The organism is Janthinobacterium sp. FW305-128 (genome assembly GCF_020858135.1).
In the GTDB taxonomy this organism is placed as follows: Bacteria; Pseudomonadota; Gammaproteobacteria; order Burkholderiales; family Burkholderiaceae_D; genus Janthinobacterium.
Map to the genome: position 1 here is coordinate 92,000 of NZ_JACYMK010000007.1, position 24,682 is coordinate 116,681.

24 protein-coding genes and 2 tRNA genes are annotated in these 24,682 nt (G+C 62.6%); 17 read left to right on the forward strand and 9 right to left on the reverse strand.

All coding sequences use genetic code 11. The annotated features are described in order from the left end of the window. The first annotated feature begins 134 nt into the window (after window positions 1-134). Together greA and IGS60_RS15885 are read left to right on the forward strand one after the other, a co-directional pair. Window positions 135-611 carry a transcription elongation factor GreA gene (gene greA / locus IGS60_RS15880; RefSeq protein WP_034757428.1) on the forward strand — a complete coding sequence of 159 codons (477 nt, stop codon included), beginning with the start codon at window positions 135-137 and terminating at the stop codon, window positions 609-611. Beyond that, a complete protein-coding gene (locus IGS60_RS15885; protein WP_230505423.1) occupies window positions 611-1,054 on the forward strand; it encodes a DUF4149 domain-containing protein in 444 nt (147 codons plus the stop codon). Before greA ends, IGS60_RS15885 begins: the two co-directional genes overlap by 1 nt. A gap of 201 nt (window positions 1,055-1,255) precedes the next feature. Here the strand turns inward: IGS60_RS15885 and IGS60_RS15890 are convergent, their stop codons facing one another. Then, window positions 1,256-1,726, reverse strand: coding sequence for a YhbY family RNA-binding protein (locus tag IGS60_RS15890; protein ID WP_010397237.1), 471 nt, complete (start codon window positions 1,724-1,726; stop codon window positions 1,256-1,258). A gap of 42 nt (window positions 1,727-1,768) precedes the next feature. On the opposite strand from IGS60_RS15890, the gene IGS60_RS15895 reads away from it, so the two are divergent. From IGS60_RS15895 to IGS60_RS15920, 6 genes are all read left to right on the forward strand, one after another. Then, complete coding sequence (locus IGS60_RS15895; protein WP_070219517.1) at window positions 1,769-2,452, forward strand: RlmE family RNA methyltransferase; 684 nt, start codon at window positions 1,769-1,771, stop codon at window positions 2,450-2,452. Window positions 2,453-2,654: 202 nt separating this feature from the next. Next, window positions 2,655-4,535 (forward strand): ATP-dependent zinc metalloprotease FtsH, encoded by a 1,881-nt coding sequence (gene ftsH / locus IGS60_RS15900; RefSeq protein ID WP_035817778.1) that lies wholly within the window; start codon window positions 2,655-2,657, stop codon window positions 4,533-4,535. Between the two features lie 115 nt (window positions 4,536-4,650). Next, the gene (gene folP, locus IGS60_RS15905) at window positions 4,651-5,484 is read left to right on the forward strand and encodes a dihydropteroate synthase (RefSeq protein ID WP_230505425.1); all 834 of its coding nucleotides are present in this window, start codon (window positions 4,651-4,653) and stop codon (window positions 5,482-5,484) included. Between the two features lie 39 nt (window positions 5,485-5,523). Then, window positions 5,524-6,861, forward strand: a complete 1,338-nt coding sequence (glmM, locus tag IGS60_RS15910; protein ID WP_230505427.1) for a phosphoglucosamine mutase — start codon at window positions 5,524-5,526, stop codon at window positions 6,859-6,861. A 137-nt stretch (window positions 6,862-6,998) separates the two neighbouring features. Further along, window positions 6,999-7,075, forward strand: a tRNA-Pro gene (locus IGS60_RS15915). A 94-nt stretch (window positions 7,076-7,169) separates the two neighbouring features. Beyond that, window positions 7,170-7,244: transfer RNA gene (locus IGS60_RS15920), tRNA-Arg, on the forward strand. 71 nt (window positions 7,245-7,315) lie between these two features. Here the strand turns inward: IGS60_RS15920 and IGS60_RS15925 are convergent. The 3 genes from IGS60_RS15925 to IGS60_RS15935 all read right to left on the reverse strand — a co-directional run bounded on the left by IGS60_RS15925 (window position 7,316) and on the right by IGS60_RS15935 (window position 9,079). Next, window positions 7,316-7,495 (reverse strand): hypothetical protein, encoded by a 180-nt coding sequence (locus IGS60_RS15925; RefSeq protein ID WP_230505429.1) that lies wholly within the window; start codon window positions 7,493-7,495, stop codon window positions 7,316-7,318. Between the two features lie 159 nt (window positions 7,496-7,654). Then, the gene (locus IGS60_RS15930) at window positions 7,655-8,221 is read right to left on the reverse strand and encodes a PEP-CTERM sorting domain-containing protein (protein WP_230505431.1); all 567 of its coding nucleotides are present in this window, start codon (window positions 8,219-8,221) and stop codon (window positions 7,655-7,657) included. A gap of 306 nt (window positions 8,222-8,527) precedes the next feature. Further along, entirely contained in the window at window positions 8,528-9,079 is a 552-nt protein-coding gene (locus tag IGS60_RS15935; RefSeq protein WP_175444744.1) for a GbsR/MarR family transcriptional regulator, read from the reverse strand. Window positions 9,080-9,216: 137 nt separating this feature from the next. On the opposite strand from IGS60_RS15935, the gene cydD reads away from it, so the two are divergent. The 6 genes from cydD to IGS60_RS28475 all read left to right on the forward strand — a co-directional run bounded on the left by cydD (window position 9,217) and on the right by IGS60_RS28475 (window position 17,861). Continuing rightward, window positions 9,217-10,917 (forward strand): thiol reductant ABC exporter subunit CydD, encoded by a 1,701-nt coding sequence (gene cydD / locus IGS60_RS15940; protein ID WP_230505433.1) that lies wholly within the window; start codon window positions 9,217-9,219, stop codon window positions 10,915-10,917. Then, window positions 10,914-12,596 (forward strand): amino acid ABC transporter ATP-binding/permease protein, encoded by a 1,683-nt coding sequence (locus tag IGS60_RS15945; RefSeq protein WP_230505435.1) that lies wholly within the window; start codon window positions 10,914-10,916, stop codon window positions 12,594-12,596. Before cydD ends, IGS60_RS15945 begins: the two co-directional genes overlap by 4 nt. A 122-nt stretch (window positions 12,597-12,718) precedes the next feature. After that, entirely contained in the window at window positions 12,719-14,296 is a 1,578-nt protein-coding gene (locus IGS60_RS15950; RefSeq protein ID WP_230505438.1) for a cytochrome ubiquinol oxidase subunit I, read from the forward strand. A 13-nt stretch (window positions 14,297-14,309) separates the two neighbouring features. Beyond that, on the forward strand, window positions 14,310-15,464 hold the full coding sequence (cydB, locus tag IGS60_RS15955) for a cytochrome d ubiquinol oxidase subunit II (RefSeq protein ID WP_230505440.1): 1,155 nt from the start codon (window positions 14,310-14,312) through the stop codon (window positions 15,462-15,464). Window positions 15,465-15,637: 173 nt separating this feature from the next. After that, window positions 15,638-15,763, forward strand: coding sequence for a cytochrome bd-I oxidase subunit CydX (gene cydX, locus IGS60_RS15960; RefSeq protein ID WP_070222085.1), 126 nt, complete (start codon window positions 15,638-15,640; stop codon window positions 15,761-15,763). A 538-nt stretch (window positions 15,764-16,301) separates the two neighbouring features. Next, the gene (locus IGS60_RS28475) at window positions 16,302-17,861 is read left to right on the forward strand and encodes a methyl-accepting chemotaxis protein (protein WP_275527856.1); all 1,560 of its coding nucleotides are present in this window, start codon (window positions 16,302-16,304) and stop codon (window positions 17,859-17,861) included. A gap of 59 nt (window positions 17,862-17,920) precedes the next feature. Here the strand turns inward: IGS60_RS28475 and IGS60_RS15970 are convergent, their stop codons facing one another. Then, window positions 17,921-18,100 carry a hypothetical protein gene (locus IGS60_RS15970; RefSeq protein ID WP_070222083.1) on the reverse strand — a complete coding sequence of 60 codons (180 nt, stop codon included), beginning with the start codon at window positions 18,098-18,100 and terminating at the stop codon, window positions 17,921-17,923. 164 nt (window positions 18,101-18,264) lie between these two features. Here IGS60_RS15970 and IGS60_RS15975 point away from each other — a divergent pair, with 164 nt between their 5' ends. After that, window positions 18,265-18,984, forward strand: a complete 720-nt coding sequence (locus IGS60_RS15975) for a hypothetical protein (RefSeq protein WP_230505442.1) — start codon at window positions 18,265-18,267, stop codon at window positions 18,982-18,984. Between the two features lie 2 nt (window positions 18,985-18,986). Here IGS60_RS15975 and IGS60_RS15980 read toward each other — a convergent pair whose 3' ends face one another. Next, on the reverse strand, window positions 18,987-19,361 hold the full coding sequence (locus IGS60_RS15980; protein WP_230505445.1) for a DUF1294 domain-containing protein: 375 nt from the start codon (window positions 19,359-19,361) through the stop codon (window positions 18,987-18,989). A gap of 59 nt (window positions 19,362-19,420) precedes the next feature. Then, window positions 19,421-19,987, reverse strand: a complete 567-nt coding sequence (locus tag IGS60_RS15985; protein WP_230505447.1) for a methylated-DNA--[protein]-cysteine S-methyltransferase — start codon at window positions 19,985-19,987, stop codon at window positions 19,421-19,423. Window positions 19,988-20,082: 95 nt separating this feature from the next. On the opposite strand from IGS60_RS15985, the gene IGS60_RS15990 reads away from it, so the two are divergent. Then, a complete protein-coding gene (locus IGS60_RS15990; protein WP_230505449.1) occupies window positions 20,083-20,832 on the forward strand; it encodes a nucleotidyltransferase domain-containing protein in 750 nt (249 codons plus the stop codon). On the opposite strand, the gene IGS60_RS15995 is transcribed toward IGS60_RS15990, so the two are convergent. Then, window positions 20,829-23,066, reverse strand: a complete 2,238-nt coding sequence (locus IGS60_RS15995) for a TonB-dependent siderophore receptor (RefSeq protein ID WP_230505451.1) — start codon at window positions 23,064-23,066, stop codon at window positions 20,829-20,831. The two genes, IGS60_RS15990 and IGS60_RS15995, sit on opposite strands and share 4 nt — an antisense overlap. Window positions 23,067-23,401: 335 nt before the next feature. On the opposite strand from IGS60_RS15995, the gene IGS60_RS16000 reads away from it, so the two are divergent. After that, window positions 23,402-24,262, forward strand: coding sequence for a hypothetical protein (locus tag IGS60_RS16000; RefSeq protein ID WP_230505453.1), 861 nt, complete (start codon window positions 23,402-23,404; stop codon window positions 24,260-24,262). 7 nt (window positions 24,263-24,269) lie between these two features. On the opposite strand, the gene IGS60_RS16005 is transcribed toward IGS60_RS16000, so the two are convergent. After that, the gene (locus IGS60_RS16005; RefSeq protein ID WP_070222077.1) at window positions 24,270-24,668 is read right to left on the reverse strand and encodes a bacteriohemerythrin; all 399 of its coding nucleotides are present in this window, start codon (window positions 24,666-24,668) and stop codon (window positions 24,270-24,272) included. Window positions 24,669-24,682 lie beyond the last annotated feature (14 nt).

Sequence of the window (24,682 nt, forward strand, 5' to 3'; positions counted from 1 at the left end):
TACACTGCATGCTTATCAACCACAGAGTTCCGTGCAGAGCAGCGCGCGGCCTCTGTGGTTTTCACTTGGTAAGTCCGTTAACCGTGGCAAAACACGGACAACGGCGCCGATAACTAGCAGATAGTAGAGATAACATGACCTCAGTCCCATTGACCAAATACGGCGCAGAACTTCTGAAGGAAGAGCTGCATCATTTGAAGACCAAGGAACGCCGCATCGTCATCGATGCGATCGCCGAAGCGCGTTCGCACGGAGATTTGTCGGAAAACGCCGAGTACGATGCCGCCAAGGAACGCCAGGCCTTCGTCGAAGGCCGCATCGCCGAGCTCGAAGGCAAGCTGGGCGCAGCGCAAATCATCGACCCGACCGCGCTCGACGCGGAAGGCCGCGTGGTGTTTGCCTCGACCGTGAACCTGGAAGACCTGGAATCGGGCCAGAAAGTCACGTACCAGATCGTGGGCCTCGATGAAGCCGACCTGAAAATGAACAAGGTGTCCGTGACGTCCCCGATCGCCCGCGCGCTGATCGGCAAGTACGCCGGCGACGTGGTGGAAGTGCAGGCGCCGTCGGGCCCGCGCGAATACGAAATCCTGGAAGTGCTGTACATCTGATGCTGGGCCGCGTGCGCCTCCTCGTTGCCACCCTGTGGGCCGGCAGCCTGTGGACCATCGGCTTCGTCGTGGCGCCCACCCTGTTCGGCACCCTGAGCGACCGCGTGCTGGCAGGAAACATCGCCGGCAGCATGTTCCGCGCCGAGGCGTGGCTGTCCATCGTCTGTGCGCTGGTACTGCTGGCCTTGCTGCAATGGGCGCCCGGTGCGCTGGAGCTCAAGCGCCGCCGCCTGCTGGGCGCGCTGGTGCTGTCCATGCTGGTGTGCGCGCTGCTCAGCCATTTCGGCATTTCGCCGCTGATGGCCGAACTCAAGGCGCAAGCGCCGTCGGGCATCATGGGCGAGGCCATGCGCAGCCGCTTCGGCATGCTGCATGGCGTGTCGACCGTGATCTTTGCCGTGCAGAGCCTGCTGGCGGGCGTGCTGATCTGGAAGCAGCAGTAATTGCTGGTGTTTGTCGGATTACGCGCTGCGCGCTAATCCGACCTACATGACTGATGGTCGATATCGTAGGTCGGATTAGCGGCGCCTTGGCGCCGTGTAATCCGACAAGCGCAATTGCAATAAAAAAGCGGAGCAGGGAATATCCCGTGCTCCGCTTCTTGTTTCAAGCCCGGCCGCCTTGCGGTGGCCGGGTGAACAGGCTTACTTGCTGCCCAGTGCGCTTTTCTTGGCGCTTTTCTGACGTGGCTTGGCACGCTTGATGGAACCGCCTTCGGTAACGCGCTCATTGCCCTTGATCATGACTTTCGTCACGCTGGGGCGCTTGGTGCCGCTGGCGCTGGCCTTGACGATGGTCACTTCGCGCATGCCTTTGCCGGCGCTGACCTTCTCCTTAACCACTTCTTTTTTCGGACGGTAGATTACCAGCAGTTTGCCAATATGTTGTACCGGGGCGGCGCCGAGATTGCCGCAAATCGTATCGTACATTCCGACGCGGGCTTCGCGGTCGTCGCCGAACACGCGGACTTTAATCAGGCCGTGCGAATCCAGGCCAAGGTCGATCTCTTTGAGGACAGCAGGTGTCAAGCCCGCTTCGCCAATGATGACGATAGGCTTCAGCGCGTGTGCTTCGGCGCGCAGTGCGCTGCGCTCTACGGGTGTAAGTTTTAGCATAATAATATTTAGTAATTCCCTTAAAAGCAGTATTCTACGCGAATGGCAAAGAAGAAATTAAACAAAAACTGGTTGCACGACCACATAAATGATCCTTATGTGAAGTTGGCGCAAAAAGAGGGCTACCGCGCCCGGGCAGCATACAAGCTCAAAGAAATCGATGAAGACGAGAAACTGATCAAACCTGGCCAGGTGATTGTCGACCTTGGTTGTACTCCCGGCAGCTGGGCCCAGTACACGCGGCGCAAGCTGGCCGGCAAGGATGGCGGCGGGGTCAATGGTACCCTGATTGGCCTGGACATGCTGGAAATGGAGCCGATCGCCGATTTCCACTTCATCCAGGGCGACTTCCGAGAAGCGCGCGTATTGCGCCAGCTGGAAGTGGTGTTGCAAGGCCGCAAGGTCGATCTGGTGCTGTCGGACATGGCGCCCAACCTGTCGGGCATTGCCACGGCGGATGCCGCGCGCATGGAACATCTGATCGACCTGGCTATCGAATTTTCGCAATTGCACCTGAAGCCGTCTGGCGTATTGCTGGTGAAATGCTTTAAAGACATGGGTTTCAGCCAGATCGTGGAGAAATTCCGCGCTGAATTCAAGGTCGTGGTACAGAAAAAGCCGAAGGCCAGCCGCGATAAATCGTCGGAAATCTTCCTGATGGGCCGTGGAATCAAGAATCCGCTGAAAAATGCCGTAGAAGAAGATGATCCCGCCCTTGATATTTAAGCGGGAATCCGCACATGGGAACGAGAAGTGCAGTAGCGTCTGATGGCATAAAAGCCTAAATTGTTTATACTGCATTTTTTTGCGTGAACGCGGTTTTTTCGCGCGCACGGATCGGCGGGCTTTGGCACGGCCCGCTTATTGCGAGTAAAATCGTGTTTCTAGCTATAGGTAAAGAGATGCGCACTGCATCCAAGGAGTCTTCGTGAATAACATGTTTTCCAAATCTGCCATCTGGGTAGTCGTATTGCTGCTGTTGTTCATGCTGTTCAAGCAATTCGACAGTCATGGCGCCACAGGCGGCAGCAAGGCCATCGCTTATTCCGATTTGCTGGATGAAGTCAAAGCCAAGCGCGTCAAGGATGTCGTGATCGAAGGTTCGTCGATCACCGCCAAGCTGATGGACGACACCAAGGTGCGTACCACTGCCACCAGCCTCGACAAGGGCCTGATCGGCGACTTGCGCGACAATGGCGTGCATTTCGATGTGCGTCCGCCTGAGGAAGCGTCTTTCCTGCAAACTATTTTTGTTTCCTGGTTCCCCATGCTGCTGTTGATCGGCGTCTGGGTCTTCTTCATGCGTCAGATGCAAGGCGGCGGCAAGGGCGGGGCATTCTCGTTCGGCAAGTCGAAGGCACGCATGATGGATGAAGCCAGCAACACCGTCACCTTCGCCGATGTCGCCGGTTGCGACGAAGCGAAAGAAGAAGTCAACGAAGTGGTCGATTTCCTCAAGGATCCGAGCAAATTCCAGAAACTGGGCGGCCGCATTCCCCGCGGCGTGCTGATGGTCGGTCCTCCGGGCACGGGTAAAACCCTGCTGGCGCGCGCCATCGCCGGCGAAGCCAAGGTGCCGTTCTTCTCGATTTCCGGTTCCGACTTCGTGGAAATGTTCGTCGGCGTGGGTGCCAGCCGCGTGCGCGACATGTTCGAAAACGCGAAAAAGCATTCGCCGTGCATCATCTTCATCGATGAGATCGACGCTGTCGGCCGTCACCGCGGTGCCGGCATGGGCGGCGGCAATGACGAGCGCGAACAGACCCTGAACCAGTTGCTGGTCGAGATGGACGGTTTTGAAGCGAACTCCGGCGTCATCGTCGTGGCCGCCACCAACCGCGCCGACGTGCTTGACAAAGCCTTGCTGCGTCCGGGCCGCTTCGACCGCCAGGTTTCCGTCGGCTTGCCCGATATCCGCGGCCGCGAACAGATCTTGAACGTGCACATGCGCAAGGTACCTATCGGTACCGACGTGAAAGCCGATATCCTGGCCCGCGGTACGCCTGGTTTCTCCGGTGCCGACCTGGCCAATCTGGTCAACGAGGCAGCCTTGTTCGCTGCCCGCCGCAGCAAGCGCCTGGTGGAAATGGCTGACTTCGAAGATGCGAAAGACAAGATCTACATGGGTCCCGAGCGTAAATCGATGATCATCCGCGAGGAAGAGCGTCGCAATACGGCTTACCATGAGTCCGGTCACGCCGTCGTCGCCAAGTTGCTGCCGAAAGCCGATCCCGTGCATAAAGTGACGATCATGCCGCGCGGCTGGGCCCTGGGCCTGACCTGGCAGTTGCCGGAACACGACAACTTGTCGGCCTACAAGGACAAGATGCTGGAAGAAATTTCCATCCTGTTCGGCGGCCGTATCGCCGAAGAGATCTTCGTCGGACAGATGTCCACGGGCGCGTCGAACGACTTCTCGCGTGCCACCAAGCTGGCCCGTTCCATGGTGACCCGCTTCGGCATGTCCGACAGCATGGGCGTGATGGTCTACGAAGACAGCGAAAACGAAGGTTTCTTCGGTGGCGCCACCAAGACGATCTCGGAAGCGACCCAGCAAAAGGTCGATGCTGAAATCCGCAACATTCTCGACAAGCAATATGCTTTGGCGCGCACCTTGCTGGAAGGTAACCGCGACAAGGTCGAAATGATGACGAAAGCGTTGCTGGAATGGGAAACCATTGATGCAGAGCAAATCAATGACATCATGGCCGGCCTGGAGCCGCGTCCACCGAAAGTCATTCCGCCACGCCGCAATGCGGGCGACAGCGGCACGGGCGGCATCTCGCCAAACGTGACGGCACCAGCCTGATTAGTGACGCCCTGACGGGCGGCACGCAAGGGGATGGCAAGAACGAGGGTAAGGAGCAATCCTTGCCCTTTTTCGTTGCCGCAGCAGTTTTTTCCTGACGACTACAAAGATTCACATGCGACACTATTTGCAATTCGGCCGTTTCGGCTTCAACCTGTCCGGCGCGCAGGCGCTGGTGATGGGCATCCTGAACATCACGCCCGACTCGTTTTCCGATGCGGGCCAATACCAGCACCTGGAATTTGCCCTGTCGCGCGCCGAGCAGATGATGCTTGATGGCGCCGACATCATCGATATCGGCGGCGAATCGAGCCGCCCCGGCGCGCCGCCGCTGCCGCTGCACGATGAGTTGCAGCGCGTCATGCCGGTGCTGTACGCCTTGCGCGACTGCGGCAAGCCCTTGTCCGTCGACACGTACAAGCCGGAAGTCATGCGCGAAGCCATCCTGGCAGGCGCCGACATGATCAACGACATCAACGGTTTTCGCGCGCCGGGCGCCATCGAGGCCGTGCGGGACAGCGATTGCGCGCTGTGCATCATGCACATGCAAAACGTGCCAGAAACCATGCAAGCCCAGCCGCAGTACGACGACGTGGTGCGCGAAGTCATCGACTTCCTGCGCGAACGCATCGACACCATGACGGCCGCCGGCATCGCCCGCGAACGCCTGTGCGTCGATCCCGGCTTCGGCTTTGGCAAAACGGTGGAGCAGAACTACGCTTTATTGCGCGCCACGCGCCAGCTGCGCAGCGAGCTGGACCTGCCTGTGCTGGCGGGCCTGTCGCGCAAGTCGATGATCGGCGCCGTGACGGGACGTCCCGTCGAGCAGCGCCTGGCCGGCAGTGTTGCCGGTGCGCTTGCGGCGGTAGCGCAAGGCGCGGAAATTATTCGTGTGCATGATGTAGCAGAAACCGTCGATGCCCTGAAGGTCTGGCGCATGGCGCATTGAAGCTGTAAGATTCATTATAAACAACAAAAAGAGAAATTTATGACGCGTAAATATTTTGGCACCGATGGCATTCGCGGCCTGGTGGGCACCGCTCCGATCACCCCCGACTTCGTCATGCGCCTCGGCTATGCGGCCGGCAAGGTGCTGGCCAAGTCGCAGGGCGGCAAGGCGCGCCCGACGGTACTGATCGGCAAGGACACGCGCATTTCCGGCTACATGCTGGAAGCGGCGCTGGAAGCGGGCCTGTCGGCCGCCGGCGTGGACGTGATGCTGGCCGGCCCCATGCCGACGCCGGCGATCGCTTACCTGACGCGGGCGCTGCGCCTGTCGGCTGGTGTGGTCATTTCCGCCTCGCACAATCCGTATCACGACAATGGCATCAAGTTCTTTTCCGGCCAGGGCACCAAGCTGCCCGACAGCGTGGAACTGGAAATCGAAGCGGCGCTCGACGAGCCCATGGCTTGCGTGGCGTCGGACAAGCTGGGCCGCGCCAAGCGCCTCGACGATGCCCAGGGCCGCTACATCGAATTTTGCAAGAGCACCTTCCCGAACGAGCTGGACTTGCGCGGCCTGAAGATCGTCGTCGATTGCGCGCATGGCGCCGCCTACCATATCGCGCCGCACGTCTTCCATGAACTGGGCGCGGAAGTCATCGCCATCGGCAACAAGCCCGATGGCTTCAACATCAATGCGGGCTTTGGCGCCACGGCAACCAAGGCCATGGCCGAAGCCGTCGTCGAGCACGGCGCGGACCTGGGCATCGCCCTTGACGGCGACGCCGACCGCCTGATCATGTGCGACGCCACGGGCCGCTTGTACAACGGCGACGAATTGTTGTACGTCATGGTCAAGGACCGTCTGGCGACGGGTCCCGTGGCCGGCGCCGTCGGCACGTTGATGACGAATATGGCGCTGGAAGTGCTGTTCAAGCAGCAGGGCATCGGCTTTGCGCGCGCCAAGGTGGGCGACCGCTACGTGCTGGAAGTCATGAAGGAAAAGGGCTGGATACTGGGCGGCGAGGGCTCGGGCCATTTGCTGTGTCTGGACCGCCACACGACGGGCGACGGCATCGTCTCTGCGCTGCAAGTATTGTCCGCGCTCAAGCGCAGCGGCCAAAGCCTGCAGCAATGCCTGGCCGAACTGGTGCTGTTCCCGCAAACCCTGATCAATCTGCGCGTGGCGCCCGGTTTCGACTGGCAGAAGAATGCCGCCATGGTGGCCGAGAAAGAGCTGGTCGAGGCCGAACTGGGCGACACGGGCCGCGTGCTGATCCGCGCTTCGGGCACCGAACCGCTGATCCGCGTGATGGTGGAGGCGAAGGACAAGGAGAAGGCCGAGAGCATGGCGCGCCGCATCGCCGACAAGGTCGGCAGCTGAAAACGCCCAAGGCGGCGTTGCACTGCCTTGCCCTGAACGTTTTCAGCAAGCCTCTTCAAGCAGGCGCGATAGTTATTTCCATCTAATTCGCCTGGGGCAATTGACGAAATTGGGCAGGGGCGTTATTATCTTGTCTTCGGAGTGTGGCGCAGCCCGGTAGCGCACCTGGTTTGGGACCAGGGGGTCCAAGGTTCGAATCCTTGTACTCCGACCAAAGTCATAAGCGGGCTGTCAGAAATGACAGCCCGTTTTCTATTGTGCGACGCCTTGGCATTGCTGGCGCGCATAGACTAAAATGCTGCACCTTTCCGCCCATCGTTCAACGGATAGGACAACGGTCTTCTAAACCGTGAATGGGGGTTCGATTCCCTCTGGGCGGACCAGTTCATGCTGGTCATGCACGCGACAGCCTGTCGCATTGCCATCACTCTTCATCTTTTGCCTGCCTGCCGTGTCACGGCTGCGCAAACAGTACCACGCTCAGCAAATATAACAGCGGCGCCGCGCACAGCAGCGCGGATAGTAGCGACCCCATTTTCTTGCTGGCCAGCCAGGCCAGGCGCAGCCGTTCCCGCGCGGGCAAGTGCTGGCGGATCACGCTGCGCGCGCGTGGCTGAAACGGTTGTTCGTGCATGAGATCTCCCTCGTCGATCAGCAGTGGATGCCGTCGAGCATAGCGAGGGGGATCTAAAAATGGTGTAAAAAGCGTGCCTGGCGCCGCAAGCGCGGTGTAAAGATGCGGCTGGCATGGAGGCGGCAGCGGGCGATGTTGCGCCGCTGCCGCTGGTGATGCTTACTTTCCCTGGCGGCGGCGTGCCAGGAAGCCCAGCAGGCCCAGGCCGGCGAGCAGCATGGCATAGGTTTCAGGTTCCGGCACGGCGGAAATGAAGGCCCTGTAGTTGCTCAGGTCCTTGGGCAGGCCCGCCACCGTGAACGTGGTGCCGGCAGCCACTGGCGCGGCCCAGTGGAACACCAGTTCGCCTTGGCCGAAGTGGATGGCCAGATAGTCATAGGCGGCCGCGCTCGTATAGGAATTGACCCCGCCGCTCAGGCCTGCCGTGGTGCCGGCAGTGCAGCCCGAAGTGGCGCTGTCGCAATACGAAACGGCGGCGCCCAGGCTGCTGCCGAACACGCCATTGATGTAGCCCTGGATGTCCGAGGGGCTCTGCGGCACCAGATTATCGTCATAATATTTCACCTCCAATGCCGGTGATGGCGAGTAGGTGACGGTGCTGCCGGCAATGACGAAACCGCTGGCCGGCCCCACATCAACCCAGGTGGCCGCTTGCGCTGCACTTGCCAGTACGGTCATTGCGGCCAGCATGGATGCCTTGACGGCAATGCTTTTTATGCTTTTCATGAAAATCCCCTTGTGCTTGAGACAGTTGCTACATCGTGTAGGGATACGCCCCTGCCTGCCGGGGAAGTCATCCCATTGCCCGTTTTTAGCTGCTATTTCCTGCGCGTACTGAGTACGCAAATGCAAGCTTACTCTTGATGTAAATTAATACAATTTTAATAATTCTATTGGTTTGCTTGACAACATCGCATACGGCTATGTATGGATGTGCTAGCGATGGCCAACATGACGTGAGGAAATAGCGTGACAAGGCGCGCCAGCTTGTGCTAGCGGCGTTCGGGCTTGGAAAAAGGGGAGGCGGGTGCTTCAGTCGCTGTTGTTGCTGACGCCAAACAGGCGATCCTTGGCGTTGAGCAGCTTTTGTACCTTGGCGCCCATTTTCATCAGTTGCGCCATCGATTCGGGCGACAGGCGCTGCAAGTCGTCGAACCAGGTGTTGGCCAGGTCGACCAGTTCATACATTTCGCGCATGCGCTCCTGCGCATATTGATCCACGGGTTCCGTGGCCGGGGCCAGCAGCGCTTCGCGCAGCACCGTCAGGGTCGGGGCCACCTCGCGGCGGCGGCGTTCGGCGGCCACCACGCGGAAGATTTGCCACACGTCGCCCAGCGAGGAAAAATACTCGCGCCGGTCGCCGGGGATGCGCGACTGGCGGATCAAGCCCCAGCCCTGCAATTCCTTCAGGCCGATGCTCACGTTCGAGCGCGAAAAACTCAGGTGCTCCGCGATTTCATCCGCGTGCAAAGGATGCTCCGCGACAAACAACAAGGCGTACACTTGCCCCACCGTGCGGTTAAAGCCCCAGCGGCTGCCCATCTCGCCGAAATGGCTGACGAAGGTCAGGATCAGCGGCGTCATTTGGATATTTTGAGTTTTCATAATTATCTGAATTTTTTCACGCCAAACCGCCAGGGTCAATTGATATATGTCATGTTTCGCAGTATTATACAAAAAATCGAATTTACAGAAAATTCTGAAAACTCAAAAAGTATAAGATGACGACCTCGCCACTGTCCTTGCCCCGCTTTATTCTTCCCCGTGCCGCCAGCCTGGCGCAAGGCGGCGCCGCCTTGCTGTGGCTGCCGCAAGCGGCCTTGCTGGCCTGGGCCGTGCAAGCCATGCTCGATGGCGCGCCGTGGCGCGCGGCCCTGTTGCCGTCCGCCGGCGTGCTGCTGCTGGGCGTGCTGCGCGCCGGCTGCGAAGCGTGGGGCGCGCGGCGCATGTATGCGGCGGCGCGCGCGCACCTGTCCACGTTGCGCGGGCAAGTGGCGCAGGCGCTGGCGCGCCGTTCGCCGCTGGACCGCCGGCGCGCGCAGTCGGGCCAGGCGGCCAGCGTCATTGCCGAGCAGGCCGAAGCCATCGTGCCGTATCTGGTGCGCTACAAGCCGGCGTGCTGGAAAGTCATGCTCGTGCCGCTCGTGATCCTCGCCGTGGTGACGCCGCTGTCGTGGATCGCCGCGCTGATCCTGCTCATCGCCGCGCCTCTGATTCCCGTCTTCATGGCCCTCGTGGGCATGGGTGCGCAGGCGGCCAGCCGCGCGCAGATGGTGGAAATGGGCAGCATGAACGCCTTTCTGCTGGACCGCCTGCGCGGCCTGGCCACCTTGCGCGCGCTCGATGCCGTCGATGCCACGGCCGCGCGGCTGGACGCCTCGTCGCAATCCGTGCGCCGGCGCACGATGGTGGTGCTGCGCATCGCCTTTTTGTCGTCCGCCGTGCTGGAACTGTTTTCCGCGCTGGGCGTGGCCATGGTGGCAGCGTTCATCGGCTTCTCGCTGCTGGGCAGCCTCGATTTCGGCACCTGGGGCCGCGAACTGACGTTGGGGCAGGGCTTGTTCATCCTGCTGCTGGCGCCCGCGTTCTTCGAGCCGCTGCGCGAGCTGGCCGCCGTCTGGCACGACAAGGCGGCCGGCGAGGCGGGCCTGGCCGGATTGCACGACCTGGCCGCCGAGGGCGTGCCTTTGCCTGGCTTTGGTGCGGAAGTGGCTGCCGTCTCCGCCGCCGCCATGGCGGTGGCGCCGCCGCCCGCCATTGACATCCATCAACTGCGCTTTGCCCATCCCGGCGAAGCGCCCGTGTTCGACGGCTTGGACTTGAGCGTGCGCGCCGGCGAACACGTGGCCCTGCTGGGCGCCAGCGGCGCGGGCAAGACCACCTTGCTGTCCTTGCTGGCCGGCTTGCTGCCCGCCGGCGGCGGCGACATCCGCATCGGCGGCGTGCGCCTGAATGACGGTACCGTCAATACCGTGCGCCAGCGCATGGCCTGGATGGGCCAGCGTCCGCACGTGTTTGCCGCGTCCGTCAGCCAGAACGTGACACTGGGCCGGGCAGGTGCGAACGCCGCGCACGTGACGCAGGCGCTGCACCTGGCCGACCTGGCCAGCGTGGCGCAGGCGCAGCCGGCCGTCATGCTCAGCGATGGCGGCCAGGGCTTGTCCGGCGGCGAAGCCGTGCGCCTGGCCCTGGCCCGCGTGGCCCTGCATCCGCATGCGGACTTGCTGCTGGTCGATGAGCCGACGGCCCACCTGGACAGCGAAACGGCGGCGCGCGTCACGGACGCCTTGCTGGCCCTGGCAAAAGGCAAGACCTTGCTTGTCGCCACGCACGACCCCGTGCTGGCTGGCCGGCTGCAGCGCACGGTGCAAGTTGATGCCCAGGCGCATGCGCAGACGCAGAAGGCAGAGGCGCGCGCATGAAAACATCACTGATATCGCACCCCGTGCTGCGGCAATTGCTGCTGGCCCAGCCCCGCAAGCTGATCGGGGGCGCCGTGCTGGCGGCCCTGACGGCCGTGGCCGGCATGGCCTTGCTGGGCTTGTCCGGCTGGTTCATCACGGCCACCTCGATTGCCGGCTTGCATGCCTCGACGGCCATCGTCTTCGACGTGTTCGGCCCGTCGGCCGGCATCCGCCTGCTGGCCATCGGCCGCACGGGCTCGCGCTATGCGGAGCGCCTCGTCACGCACGACGCCACGTTCGCCGCGCTGGCCAGTATCCGCGTGCAGCTGTTTCGCGGCTGGTCGCGCCCGGAAGCGGCCAGCCGCTTGCTGCGCCAGCCCGCCAGGCTGCTGTTCCGCCTGACGGCCGATATCGACGCGCTCGAATCGCTGTATCTGCGCCTGCTGGTGCCCGCCTTCACGGCACTGTGCGTGGCCATGCTGGCCGGCGTGGCGTTGGGCGTGATGCAGTGGCAGCTGGGCCTGGGCCTGGCCGCGTGGCTGCTGGCCGCCGGCGGCGGCATCAGCTGGCTTCTGGCGCGCGGCGCCCACCGTCCCGCCATCGTGCGTACACGCGCCATCGAAAAACTGCGTTCCGCCACCATCGACCTGGTGGCGGGCCAGACGGACCTGGTGATGGCGGGCCGCATCGACGCCCAGTGCGCCGCGCTGGGACAGATCGACCGCTCGCTGGCGCAAGCCGATGTTGCCCTGCTGCGCCTGGAGACGGCGGCCGGCGCCGCGTATGGCGTGGCCGGCAGCGCGACCCTGGCAGGGGTGCTGCTGGCCGTGGCCGCGCTGGTGGAACAGCAAACGTTGAGTGTATCGCTGGCGGCCCTGGCCCTGCTGATCGCCCTGACGGCCGTGGAACCGTTTGCGGGACTGCGCCGCGGCGCGCTGGAAGCGGGGCGCATGCTGCTGGCCATGCGCCGCCTGGCGCCGCGCCTCGATGCTCAGGAGATCGCAGTGCCGCCGGCTGACGGCGCACCGGGCTTGCGCCTGGAACATGTCAGCGGCGCACATGCGGGCAGTGATGTCGCCATCTTGCACGACGTATCGCTGCACATCGGCGAGGGCGAACGCGTGGCCTTGATCGGCCCCAGCGGCGCGGGCAAGTCGACCTTGCTGGCCATCGCCGCGCGCGAGCTGGCGCCGCTGTCGGGCACGGTGCACGCGGGCCGCGCCTGTTTATTTACCCAGAAGACGGAACTGTTCCAGGACAGCTTGCGCGACAACCTGCGCCTGGCCGACCCGTCCGCCAGCGATGCGCAGCTGTGGGCGGCGCTGCAGGCGGCCGGCCTGGACGACGAGGTGCGGGCCTTCGCGGACGGCCTCGATACCATGCTGGGCGAGGGCGGCCTGGGCTTGTCCGGCGGCCAGGCGCGCCGCTTGGCGCTGGCGCGGCTGTTCCTGCACGCATCGACCTTGTGGCTGCTGGACGAGGCGACGGAAGCGCTCAATGCGCAGACGGCGATTGATGTCCTGCAGCGCCTGGGCGCGCGCTGCGAAGGGCGCAGCTTGCTGATCGCCACCCACTTGCGGCGCGAAGCAGCGCTGGCGGACCGGCTGGTCAGCCTGCGCGATGGCCGTATCGTCGGCGACGCGCGCCGTGGCACGCCAGCCTTCGAGGCGGCGCTGGCGGGCCTGCGCGCAGATTAAGGAGTGAAGGGAAGACTGGAGACACAGGCGGTCCGTATGCCAGCGTGAGGGCGGCGGACCAATCGAATCGCATCAGATAGATACCAAGTTTACACACAGTAGGGAAATACCAAGGAAATCATATGGACTTCGATATTGTCGCTTTATCCAGACTGCAGTTCGCGCTGACAGCTCTGTACCACTTTATATTCGTTCCGCTGACGATAGGGCTGTCAGTGATCCTCGCCATCATGGAGACGGTCTATGTGATGACGAACCGCCCCATCTGGCGCGACATGACCAAGTTCTGGGGTGTCTTGTTCGGCATCAACTTCGCCATGGGCGTGGCGACGGGCGTCGTCATGGAATTCCAGTTCGGCATGAACTGGAGCTATTACAGCCATTATGTGGGCGACATTTTTGGCGCGCCGCTGGCCATCGAGGGCTTGATGGCTTTCTTCCTGGAAGCGACCTTCGTCGGCCTGTTCTTCTTCGGCTGGGACAAGCTGTCGAAGCGGGGCCACCTGGTCACCACCTGGCTGGTGGCCATCGGCTCGAACTTCTCGGCCCTGTGGATTTTGATCGCCAACGGCTGGATGCAAAATCCCGTCGGCGCGGCCTTCAATCCGCAGACCATGCGCATGGAAGTGACGGATTTCGGCGCCGTGCTGACGAACCCCGTGGCACAGGCGAAATTCGTGCACACGGTGTCGGCCGGCTATACGGCGGCGGCCATCTTCGTGCTGGGTATTTCCGCCTGGTATCTGCTGAAGGGCCGCCACGTGCAGCTGGCCAAGCGCTCGATGACGGTGGCCGCCTCGTTCGGCCTGGCCGCCACCTTGTCGGTCGTGGTGCTCGGCGATGAAAGCGGCTACCTGTCGTCCGAACATCAAAAAATGAAGCTGGCCGCGATCGAAGCCATGTGGACCACGGAGCCGGCGCCCGCCGCCTTCACGGCCATCGGCTTTCCCGACGCGAAAGCGCGCGAGACGCATTACGCCGTGCACATCCCGATGGTGATGGGCTTGATCGGCACGCGTTCGCTGACGACGGAAATCCCCGGCATCGAGCAATTGGTCGACCGCGGCGAGCTGCTGATCCAGGATGGCATCAAGGCGTACGACGCGCTGCAAACCATCCGCAGCGTGGCGCCAGGTGCGCCTGTGCCGCAAGAGGCGAAAGACATGTTCGAGTCGAAAGGCCAGTCCATGGGCTATGCCTTGTTATTAAAACGCTATGTCGACGATCCGCGCCAGGCCACGCCCGAGCAGATCCGCCAGGCCGCGCTCGACACCGTGCCGCCCGTGGGGCCCTTGTTCTGGTCCTTCCGCGTGATGGTGGGCCTGGGCATGTTCTTTATCTTGTTGACCGGCACCTTCTTCATTCTGTCGACGCGCCGCACCCTGGACAAGCACCGCTGGCTGCTGAAAGTGGCCGTGTTCGCCATCCCGCTGCCGTGGGTGGCCATCGAGGCGGGCTGGATCGTGGCCGAAGTGGGCCGCCAGCCGTGGGTCATCGAAGGCGTGCTGCCGACGGCCGTGGCCGTCTCCAACCTGGGAGCGTCGACGCTCCTGATTACCATCGCCGGCTTTGCCGCCATCTACACCGTGCTGTTGATTATCGAAATGAAGCTCATGCTCAAGGCCATCCGCAAGGGGCCGGAAGAGACGCCGCGGGCTCCCGTGCCAGCGGCCGCAGCCATTCATACTCAACACGCCTGAGGAGGGCCAGACCATGATTTTGCATGAAATGATTTCGTATGAAACCCTGCGCCTGATCTGGTGGCTGCTGATCGGCATATTGCTGGTGGGCTTTGCCATCACGGACGGCTTCGACCTGGGCACGGGTATCCTGCTGCCGTTCGCCGGCAAGACGGACCTCGAGCGCCGTGTCATCATCAACAGCATCGGACCCGTGTGGGAAGGCAACCAGGTGTGGCTGATCCTCGGCGGCGGCGCCATCTTTGCCGCCTGGCCGCAGTTGTACGCCGTCTCGTTCTCGGGCTTTTACCTGGCCATGTTCGTCATCCTCGTGGCGCTGATCGTGCGTCCCGTCGCCTTCAAGTTCCGCAGCAAGCGCGAAGACCCGCGCTGGCGCGCCCGCTGGGACGCGGCCCTGTTCGTGGGCGGCTTCGTGCCGGCCCTGATCTGCGGCGTGGCCATCGGCAACGTGCTGCAGGGCGTGCCGTTCCGTTTTTCGCCGGACATGCACATCTTCTATGACGGCAGCTTCTTTGCGCTGCTCAACCCGTTCGCCTTGCTGTGCGGCCTCGTCTCGGTCGCCATGCTGGTGATGCATGGCGCCACCTGGCTGCAAGTGAAAACGGACGGTGCCGTGGCGGAACGTTCGCGCCGCTACGGCAGCGTGGCGGCAATCGCCACGGTCGTGCTGTATGCGGCAGCCGGCGCGGCCCTGTGGCTGTGGGTCGATGGCTACCGCGTCACTAGCGCCGTCGTCGTCGATGGCCCGTCGAACCCGATGCTGAAAACGGCGCAAGTGCACGTGGGCGCCTGGTTCCTCAACTTTGCCGCCCACCCGTGGACCTGGATCGCCCCTGCGGCCGGCTTGCTGGGTCCCTTGCTGGCGTTCGCTTTGCTGCGCGCGCGCCGCGAAGTGCCCGCCTTGCTGGCCAGCGCGGCCAGCATCGCCGGCATCATCCTCAGCGTGGGCGCGGCCATGTTCCCGTTCATCCTGCCATCGTCGATCGACCCGCGCGCCAGCCTGACGGTGTGGGATTCTTCGTCCAGCCACATGACCCTGTTCATCATGCTGGTCGTCACGGCCGTCTTCATTCCCCTCATCGTGGCGTACACGACGTGGGTGTATAAAGTGCTGTGGGGTAAGGTTGACGGCAAAGCCATCGAAGACGACACCGGTCACGCTTATTGAGAATACCTAACTAAACCTACTGCGCGTCGCCCTTTGCGGCCGGCGATGCTCACCGTACTGGAGTACGGTTGCGCTTCTCGACCACAAATCGCTGCCGCTCGCTACGGTTTTGTTAGGTGTCGTTAGTTTGATAGTAAAAACGATCAAGCTGGAATTGAAGAAAGGAAATAATCATGTGGTACTTCGCCTGGATACTGGGTCTTCCGCTGGCGGCGACGTTCGCCGTGCTCAATGCGATGTGGTATGAAGTCGCCGATGGCGACACGACGCCCGAGCAGTACCGCGACACGCCGAACTAGTCGCGCCTGAATTTGATCTGCCCCGCCCGGTGCAATGGTTTTGCCATTGCCGCCCGGCGGGGCATTTTTATGGTTTTCGCGGATTTCAGTCAAGCAAATCCCGCCATGCCGTGAAAGAGGAAAGATTTGTTGTACGGCCAACACGGTATTCGCCGCCGTACCGGCAGAACTTCACTGAGCCTTGCCGAACGCACGGCTTTTTCATTGCCCGCTCCCTGCATTGTCATTGACGCGACGTACGTCCGCGGATCGGGCCGGTCTGCACAGGCGGAAATTCGCTAACACTTGCCCTTGCACACTTCACATCATTTGATAATAAATTTGTGATTTTTGTTTTGTTTTTGTTGTTTTCATTTATTTTTATTAAATTTGCTTTAAATCGCCAAAATTTAGCTGTAAAATAAGTTGCTTCTTATAAATATAGAGTGATTATTTGGCAATGAATTTGACTTCGAATGATCGCCTCTCACTCATGCGAGAGCAATGTCATCTCGGTAGCTGAACCAGTGGCAAGCATAGTTAATTCAAGGAAAATATTATGAGCATGATAAGGGGACTCAAGCTAACGCACCGTCTGGCTGTACTGATTGTGATCTTTTCGGTCGGTTTCATCCTCTATGGCCTGTGGTCGTTCAAGACTCTGCAAGAATGGAAAGTGAACGGCCCTGTTTATCAGAAAATAGTGCAAAGCAAGGATCTGATTGCGGACGTGTTGCCACCGCCGGAGTACATACTGGAATCCTATCTGGTCAGTTTTCAGCTGCTGGCGACCGAGGATCGTGCCGAACAGGCGCAGTTAATCGCACGATTTAACACGCTCAAACGTGATTACGATGAGCGCCATGCATTCTGGAAGGGCGCGACACTGGATGCCGATATCGCCGGGCTGCTGCTGAACAAGGCGCATGCGCCGGCGCTGGCCTTCTACACGGTTGCACTGCAACAGTTCATCCCCGCAATAGAGGCACAGGACAAGGCCGGCGCCACCGTTGCGATGAAAAAAATGACGATCAGCTACGCCCAGCATCTGCAGGCCATCAAGCAACTGGTCGAGATGACCAGCCAACGCGCGTCGGCGATAGAGGCGGATTCGAGCGCGCGCATCACGGTGGCGGGCAGCTTGCTGTTGGCGATACTGCTGGTCTCGCTGGGCACGGCGATTGGGGTGGCTGTGCTCATTAGCAAGAGTATTACCAAGCCACTGCAGGACGCCGTGCACGTTGCCCGCATTGTCGCTTCCGGTGACCTGCGCAGCCATATCGCGACCGACTATCGCGACGAGCCGGGCGAATTGATGCGTGCTCTGAAAAGCATGACGGAGAGCCTGCGTCATACGGTGGGCCGTGTGCGTGGCGGTACTGAAACCATCTCGACTGCCTCGCAGGAAATTGCTGCTGGCAATTTGGACCTCTCGGCCAGAACCGAGGCTCAGGCCGGTGCACTGGAGCAAACATCGTCGGCGATGCAGCAGTTAACCAGCAATGTGCAGCAGAATGCCGAAAGCGCTCAGCAAGCCAATCAACTGGTCTTGTCGGCTTCAGCGGTAGCGGTGCAGGGCGGGCAGGTGGTCGAACGTGTCGTCGCGACCATGGTATCCATCAAGGACAGCTCGAACCGTATCGTCGAGATTATTTCCGTGATCGACGGCATCGCGTTTCAAACGAATATTCTGGCCCTGAACGCGGCTGTCGAAGCGGCGCGCGCCGGTGAGTTGGGGCGCGGTTTTGCTGTCGTCGCATCGGAGGTGCGCGCCCTGGCGCAACGTTCCGCCACGGCCGCCAAAGAGATCAAGCAGCTGATTGCCGAGTCGGTCGAAAAAGTCGAGCTTGGCAGCAATCTGGCCGATGAAGCGGGCGGCACGATGAAGCAAATCGTCTCCTCTGTCCAGCAAGTCGCGGGCATCATGGGGGAAATCGCCGTCGCCAGCCAGGAACAAAACGATGGCATCAAACAGGTGAATCAGGCCATCAGTCAGATGGATGCGGTGACCCAGCAGAATGCCGCCCTGGTCGAGCAGTCGGCGGCGGCAGCGGCCAGCATGCAGGAGCAGGCGGACAGCATGATGCAGGACATGCGCGTGTTCAAATTGCTGGCGTGACCTTGGTGACCGGCCTTGTGCACCCGGGGCCGCGCCTGGCCGGCCAGGAAAGGCGGGACTCAGGCCGGCGACTTGCTGACCGGTTTTGGGGTGGCAATGGCGATCGGATCGCTGGCCGGAAAACTTTCCTTCAGCGCTTCATCGAGCGCTTCCTCGGCGTGGCTTTCGCCCGCCGGCGTGGGCGAATCGCGCTCCGGTGGCGGGGCGGGCGTGGTGGCGGCGTTGGTGCTGGAATGCATGATATTCCCCTCGCGGTGGTGCGCCAGGGACCGGGGTGGTCTTGGCGCGGACTGATGCATCCAGCCTAGCACATCGCGCGAAAAAAGCGCGCCCGCCGCGCTTGCCGCAATAGAGCAGGGCGGCGTCTGCTACACTGCGCTCCACTTTGACCGACGGAATTGCCATGACTTCCCCATCCCTGCCGTACCGCGCCACCGCAACCGAAGCCTGTGCCTGGCTGGCGCAACAGACGGGCACCCCGTGGACCCTGGCGCGCCTGCTCGAGCAGGGCGGCTTGCCGTTTATCTGGCTCGACTACAGCGCAGCCTGGGCCGAGCTGTTCCATGACGGCGTGACGCGCTATGCGGCGCCTGTCGTGTTCATCGAGGACAAGCAGCACCTGGCTGCGGGCGCCGGTGATGTCTGGCTGCGTTTTACGCGCGACTCGGGCAATCTCCCCATTGAACTCAAGGGGCAGGGCTTGCGCGTGCCGCTCGATGGCTTGCACTTCCAGGAGCGCGACCTGTTGCGTTTGCTCAAGGAGTTGCAGCATCCGCAGCCGGCCGACACGGCAGCGGACAAGGCGCCCGTGGTCTTGCCCAGCGCCTTGAAAGGCCTGGGCCGCGAACAGATTTTGACCGTCTTTGCCGGCGTGGGCAAGGTCGACCTGGACCAGGGACTGGCCAGCGGCGTGGGCATCTTTGGCGACGATGGCGCGCGCGTGCGCAAGAATTCGCGCGGCGGCAAGAACAGCCATTTGTGGCATCCGGTCACCCTGGCGTTCGGCTTGCATGACGTGCACCGCGTGCCGATGGCGCACCTGAAGAAGGCGTTTGCCACGCAACCGTTGCTGCGCGAGTGGAAGGCGGACTGGCTGGAATCGCTGCGCCTGCTGGGCGAGTGACCTTATAACTCGATGGGGGCGACGTCCGTGCCGATATCGGGCGCCGCGTAATGCATGCTGAAATACACGAAAGCGCCGATATTGAGGGCGATCGTGATCCAGAACACGATGCGGAACGAGCGCTTGCTGGACTTGTGGCGCAGCCATTGCTGGGCCAGCACGGCGCCCGGCCAGCCGCACAGCAGTCCCAGCAGCAGCAAGGTGCGCTCCGGGGTGCGCCAGCGGCCCTCCTTGGCGGCCGACTTGTCGATCGCATAGGCAACGAAGCATCCCAGGCTCAGCACGCCATACACGAGGGCAACCAGGGCGGGGATGTGGAAAAAGAAGGTGGCGAGTAAGTACAGTACGACAAAGAACGCGATGACAAGGTAAGGCATAGGATGTTTTGGCTTGAACGGAGGGCGTGAGTATCCCACATGGGGAGCGATGGCGCCGCCTAAAATAAACAGCCTTGCGCCGTATCGATGTGCACGGCGCGGCGGCGGGCGTGGCCCGTTTTCAGCGCTTCGCGGTCGCTGGACAGGGAAATGCCTTCCAGCGCCAACAGGGTTTCCTTGGCATGCAGACCGCCCGCAAAGCCCGTCAGCTCGCCCGTGGCACCGATGACGCGGTGGCAGGGGGCGATGATGGAAATGGGATTCTTGCCGTTGGCGGCGCCCACGGCGCGCACGGCGGCGGGGCGGCCGATCTGGCGCGCGATCTCGCCATAGCTGCGCGTCTGGCCATACGGTATCGTCAGCAGCGCACGCCAGACTTCCTGCTGAAATGGCGTGCCGGCAAAATCGAGCGGCACCTCAAAATGCTGGCGCGTGCCGGCAAAATATTCATCCAGCTGGCGCGCCGTTTCCTGCAGCACGGCGCAACCGTCATCGACGCGCATGTCGCCCAGGCGCACACGGTTCGGCTTGTCGTTTTCCCACAGGATGGCGGCCAGGGCTTCCCCGCGCGCCACCAGGGTCAGCTCGCCCACGGGCGAGGGCACCACGATGCAGTCGTATTCCATGTTGGTTCCTTGATCAGATGGCGCCAGTGTAGCAGGCTGGCGGCAGCCTGCGTATTGCGTGTAGGATAGTGTTTTATCGACATGGAGCACCGGCTTTGACGACGATCCCCACCTATGAGACCATTCGCGCGATTGCCCAGCGGCTGGTGCACGAGCGCTATCCCACGGCCGTGGCGGCCATCATCGGCGGCTCCTTCGCCACAGGCCGGCAAACGCCTACTTCCGATATCGACTTGCTGCTGCTGTTCGACCACGTCGATTGCGCCTGGCGCGACACCCTCGTGGCCGAGGGGCGCACGGTGGAACTGTTTGCGCACGACGTGGCCACGTTCACGTATTTTTGCAAGGAAATGGATGCGCCGGGCGGCACGGTGCCGCTGGCGATGATGGTCGTCGAAGGGGAAAACATCGTCGCCGCCGGCGACGCCTACGCGCAGCTGCACGCGCTGGCGCACGCTTTCGACACGGCCGGGCCGCCCGCGCTCGACGCGGAAAACCTGCGGCGCCGCCGCTACGCCATCACCACCGCGCTGGAAGATCTGGTCGACAGCACGCACCCGGGCGAGGCGCTGGCCGTCGCTTGCCAGCTGTACGAAGCGCTGGCCGACCTGCACTTGCGCGCGGCGGGGCAGTGGAGCGGCGGCGGCAAGCATCTGTTCCGCCGCCTGCAGGCCTTCGACGCCGTCATCGCCGGGCAGCTCGATGGCGCGCTGCGCCTGGCCGCCGGCGACTTGCCGGCCGGCCAGCGCGCGTTCGGGCAAGTCGCCGCCGCCGTGCTGGCGCCCGTGGGCGGTCCCTTGCTCGACGGCTTTACCCTGCCGGCGCCCGCGCACTGGCGCGCTTAAAACGTCGTGCGCACGGCCAGGCTGATGTTGCGCGGTTCACCCCAGAAGACGCCGTCGAAGAAGCCCACGTTGCGGTAGTACTTTTTATCGAGCAAGTTATTCACGTTCAGCTGCACGCTGGCGTGGCGGTTGAGCGCATAGCTGGCCATGGCGTTGAGCAGCGCATAGCCCGCTTGCGGAATGTTGGTGATGGTTCCCGATGGCGGGCGGCCGTACCATGATTCGCTGTAGGTGGCGCTTTGCGCCGTCATGCTGGCGCCCGCCCTCAAACCGGCCAGGCGGCCGTCGAAGCGGTAGCTGGTGGCCAGGCGCAGCAGGTGGCGCGGCTGCGTGGTGGCGGCGCGGCGGCCATCGGCCTCGGCCGCGTGCAGATAGGTATAGCCGCCGCTCGCTTCCCAGGCGGGCGATAACTGGCCGGAGACGTCGAACTCGACGCCCTTGGCCGTCACGCCGGCGCCATTGGCCACCATGGCCTGGCCGCCGTCGGGCAGCAAGAAACCGGGCGGTACCGTGCGGTCGAGTTCCGCCATGTTCTTTTTCTTCGTATGGAACAGGGCGGCCGACGCGTTCAGTTTGCCTTCATAAAATTCGCCCTTGATACCCAGTTCCGCATTGTCTCCCGTTTCCGGCGCCAGGAACTTGTTGTTGCGGTCCTTGCTCGATTGCGGGTTGAACAGCTGCGTGAAGCTGGCGTAGGCCGAATACTGCTTGTTGATATCGAACACGGCGCCCACATACGGCGTGACTTCATTGCGCGTTTCCACGAAGTCGCTGTTGTCCGTGTGCACGCCTCGTGTATCGTAGTTGCGCGTATCCGTGCGGTAAGTACTGCTGCGCGCGCCGATGATCACATGCAGCGGGTCGGCCAGGCTCAAACGTGTGGCCACATAGCCGCCCGCCAGGCGCGTGACGGTTTCCGTGTGCGAGCCGTCCGGGTGGAACACGGGGCGGGGGATGTTGCCCGTCCAGCTGCGGTAATCGGGGACGACGTTCGGGTAGTTGATTTCCGCCTCGCCGCCCAGCGAGCGGGCGCGCTGGTTGCCGCCGTTCCAGCCGACGATGGCCGTGTGCTTGCGCCCCAGCAAGGTAAACGGGCCGCTGGCGTAGACGTCGAAATTGTCGCCCGTGGTCTTGCCCGGGCCATAGGCGCCCGTCCACAGCAGCATGCCTTCGCCCGTGGCCGGATCGGGCTTGCCGCCGCCCGCATAGGCGACGGTGGTGCGGTTCGTGCTTTCCGTGCGCGCATAGCCAAGGTGCATGTTCCAGTTGCCGGGCAGGCGCTGGTCCAGCGACGTGAAGATGGTGTGCTGCTTGTTGGCCCAGGTGCTCCAGGGCGTCGTGAGGCTGGTGTTGCGCGGCAACCTGGCCAGGCTGCCATCCGCATTCCAGTACGGCACGGCGCCCCAGGTGGCGCCTGTCGGCTTGTTGTCCTGGAAGTCGACGCCCGCCGTCAGCAGGGTGCCGGGACGCACGTCCGCCTCAAGGATGGCCATGCCCACCGTCTTGCGCTCGTGGTACATGTCCAGGTAGGAATCGCGTTTTTGCCAGGCCAGGGCCGCACGTGCGCGCACGCTGCCCTCCGCGTTCAGGGGCGTGGACAGGTCGGCCTCGATCCTCTGGTCATCCCAGCGGCTCATGATGAGACCGGCGCTGGCCTGGAAGTCCTTCGCCGGCCGCTTGCGTATCATGTTGATGGTGGCGGACGGGTCGCCCTTGCCGCCCATCAGGCCCGTGGCGCCGCGCACGACCTCGATGCGGTCATACAGGATCGTGTCTTGCAGCGGCGCATTGCCGCCGCGCGCCATGCCGTCGATCTGGAGATTGTTGATGCCGAAGCCGCGCGCATAAAATGTCGTGCGCTCCGTGTCGTTCTGGCCCACCTGGATGCCCGTCGTCTGCGCCAGCGCCTGGTCCAGCCGCACGGCGCCCAGGTCGTCGAGCAGCTGGCGCGTGATGACGCTGACCGATTGCGGCGTCTCGCGCAGCGACAGGTCCATGCGCGTGGCGCTGCGCGCTTCGCCGGCCGTGTACGACTGCGTGCCTTCCGTCGTCGCGGTCGACTGGCCCAGCACGGTGACGGCGGGCATGGTCACGTCGGCCGCGGCGGCGGCGTCGGCGGCCTGTGCCGGCAGGGCCACGCCGGCGGCAAGACTGAGCAGGCTGATGTGTAATACACGGGGGAGGGCGCGCAAGGCGGGCTGGCGCGAAGATGAGAAGGCTGTCGTTGATTGCATTATTTTCCTGGATATTTTTAGTCGTGAGTGTTCCTATCTCGTCTGGCGAGCTGCGCAGTAGCTGGGGGATGGCGTAACGCTGGCCCGTGGTCTGGCTTGGATAGCAGTTCCACCGCAAGGCCCGGCGCGGACGGGCAGTGGAAAAGAAAGGCGCGCGATTCCTGTCACTTTTGTAAATAGGAATCATTATCAATATAGGTGATATTTGCCAAATAATCAAGCGTGTGCACCAAAGGAGTGCAGGCGGGAGTGCAGGCAGACCCGGGGCGGCGCATCGGCTTGCCTTCTGCGATAATGCAGGCGCTGACAAATATTTTCCTTAATGAAAGAAATGCATGCGTACATGGATCGCTTGTGCCGGATGGTTGTGTGTCGTTTCGCTGGGTCAGGCCCAGGAACACGCGCCGCCGCCGGCTGCTCCCGCGCCGCTGCAGAGCGCCAGCGTGCCGCCCGCCGCCGATGCCGTTGCGCCACCGCTTGCGCCGGCCACATCCGCGGCATCAGCACCCAAGGCAACGGCGCCAGCAGAGGAAGCCTTGCCACCGCAAACGGTGACGATCACGGCCACCAGCGATGCCAAGGCGCCGCACGTGCGATTCACGGCATACCGTGAAAGTTATCTGACGGCCAGGAAAGTGTGGCAAGTGTCGAGCGGCAGCGTGGTCATGGCCCTGCGCCTGATTCCCGCCAAGCTGAGCGCCACCATCGACGATGTGCGCGTGGCCTTGCAAGGCAATGGCGCCCCCATGCCGATCAAGGTGTCGGCCGGCGGCGTGTTTGTCGTGCCGCTCAACGATGATATCGCCGCGCAGGACGGCACGTTTTTGGTGAACAAGGGCAGGGGCGAGCTGACGGCCAATATCGTGCTGCAGCCGTCCGTGGCGCGCGATGCGTGGAACGTCACGCGCGTGGGGCAGGTCTTGCGCGACGCCCGGCGCGCCGTGCGGGCCATCACGCCGTGGTACAAGCGGCCGTTCGCCAGCGACGTGCAATCGCTGGCCTTTTGCGCGGCCGAGCGGGGCAGCGCCTTGCAATTGATGGATGGAGAACAGCTGATCGCGACGCTGCCCATGAACGAGCCAGCCGTCAACGACATCAACCAGCCCGTGTTTTGCAAGATTTTCGACGGCGAAGACAAATACCCGGGACACTACCGCGTGGTCATGCCCGAGCAGGCGACGGTGCTGTTGCTGTAATTAACTGCTAGTTAGGCTGGCGCTGCACTAGTTCCAGCGCCGCCGCCAGGGCCAGGTCCATGGTGGCCTGGTGGAAGATCAGCCACTGCGGCAACAGCGACAGCGCATGGCGGCCCTGTTCCAGGTCGCCTTCATCGACGGCGGCCCAGGCATGGTGCAAGCCGCTGAGCACGCGCGCATGCTGTTCGCGGTGGTTGGCCAGCGAGGGAAAGCCGATTTGTTCCATCAAATCCTCTTCCTCTCGGAAATCGCGTTCGACGGCCGCGATCAGCTCGCGGAACGCCACGCTGAAATGCTGGTCGCTCAACTGCCCCAGCCGCGCCAGCTCCTGAAACAGCGCCTCGTGCGCCTCGTCGATGGCGGGAACGCCCAGCGCCATCTCATCCTTCCAATGCGATTTACCCATGCCGATGCCCCCGG

Bases quoted from the DNA above. Each gene is read 5' to 3' on its own strand.
- greA (WP_034757428.1), top strand. From the start codon at position 135: ATGACCTCAGTCCCATTGACCAAATACGGCGCAGAACTTCTGAAGGAA.
- IGS60_RS15885 (WP_230505423.1), top strand. From the start codon at position 611: ATGCTGGGCCGCGTGCGCCTCCTCGTTGCCACCCTGTGGGCCGGCAGC.
- IGS60_RS15890 (WP_010397237.1), bottom strand. From the start codon at position 1,726: ATGCTAAAACTTACACCCGTAGAGCGCAGCGCACTGCGCGCCGAAGCA.
- IGS60_RS15895 (WP_070219517.1), top strand. From the start codon at position 1,769: ATGGCAAAGAAGAAATTAAACAAAAACTGGTTGCACGACCACATAAAT.
- folP (WP_230505425.1), top strand. From the start codon at position 4,651: ATGCGACACTATTTGCAATTCGGCCGTTTCGGCTTCAACCTGTCCGGC.
- glmM (WP_230505427.1), top strand. From the start codon at position 5,524: ATGACGCGTAAATATTTTGGCACCGATGGCATTCGCGGCCTGGTGGGC.
- IGS60_RS15925 (WP_230505429.1), bottom strand. From the start codon at position 7,495: ATGCACGAACAACCGTTTCAGCCACGCGCGCGCAGCGTGATCCGCCAG.
- IGS60_RS15930 (WP_230505431.1), bottom strand. From the start codon at position 8,221: ATGAAAAGCATAAAAAGCATTGCCGTCAAGGCATCCATGCTGGCCGCA.
- IGS60_RS15935 (WP_175444744.1), bottom strand. From the start codon at position 9,079: ATGACGCCGCTGATCCTGACCTTCGTCAGCCATTTCGGCGAGATGGGC.
- cydD (WP_230505433.1), top strand. From the start codon at position 9,217: ATGACGACCTCGCCACTGTCCTTGCCCCGCTTTATTCTTCCCCGTGCC.
- IGS60_RS15945 (WP_230505435.1), top strand. From the start codon at position 10,914: ATGAAAACATCACTGATATCGCACCCCGTGCTGCGGCAATTGCTGCTG.
- IGS60_RS15950 (WP_230505438.1), top strand. From the start codon at position 12,719: ATGGACTTCGATATTGTCGCTTTATCCAGACTGCAGTTCGCGCTGACA.
- cydB (WP_230505440.1), top strand. From the start codon at position 14,310: ATGATTTTGCATGAAATGATTTCGTATGAAACCCTGCGCCTGATCTGG.
- cydX (WP_070222085.1), top strand. From the start codon at position 15,638: ATGTGGTACTTCGCCTGGATACTGGGTCTTCCGCTGGCGGCGACGTTC.
- IGS60_RS28475 (WP_275527856.1), top strand. From the start codon at position 16,302: ATGAGCATGATAAGGGGACTCAAGCTAACGCACCGTCTGGCTGTACTG.
- IGS60_RS15970 (WP_070222083.1), bottom strand. From the start codon at position 18,100: ATGCATTCCAGCACCAACGCCGCCACCACGCCCGCCCCGCCACCGGAG.
- IGS60_RS15975 (WP_230505442.1), top strand. From the start codon at position 18,265: ATGACTTCCCCATCCCTGCCGTACCGCGCCACCGCAACCGAAGCCTGT.
- IGS60_RS15980 (WP_230505445.1), bottom strand. From the start codon at position 19,361: ATGCCTTACCTTGTCATCGCGTTCTTTGTCGTACTGTACTTACTCGCC.
- IGS60_RS15985 (WP_230505447.1), bottom strand. From the start codon at position 19,987: ATGGAATACGACTGCATCGTGGTGCCCTCGCCCGTGGGCGAGCTGACC.
- IGS60_RS15995 (WP_230505451.1), bottom strand. From the start codon at position 23,066: ATGCAATCAACGACAGCCTTCTCATCTTCGCGCCAGCCCGCCTTGCGC.
- IGS60_RS16000 (WP_230505453.1), top strand. From the start codon at position 23,402: ATGCGTACATGGATCGCTTGTGCCGGATGGTTGTGTGTCGTTTCGCTG.
- IGS60_RS16005 (WP_070222077.1), bottom strand. From the start codon at position 24,668: ATGGGTAAATCGCATTGGAAGGATGAGATGGCGCTGGGCGTTCCCGCC.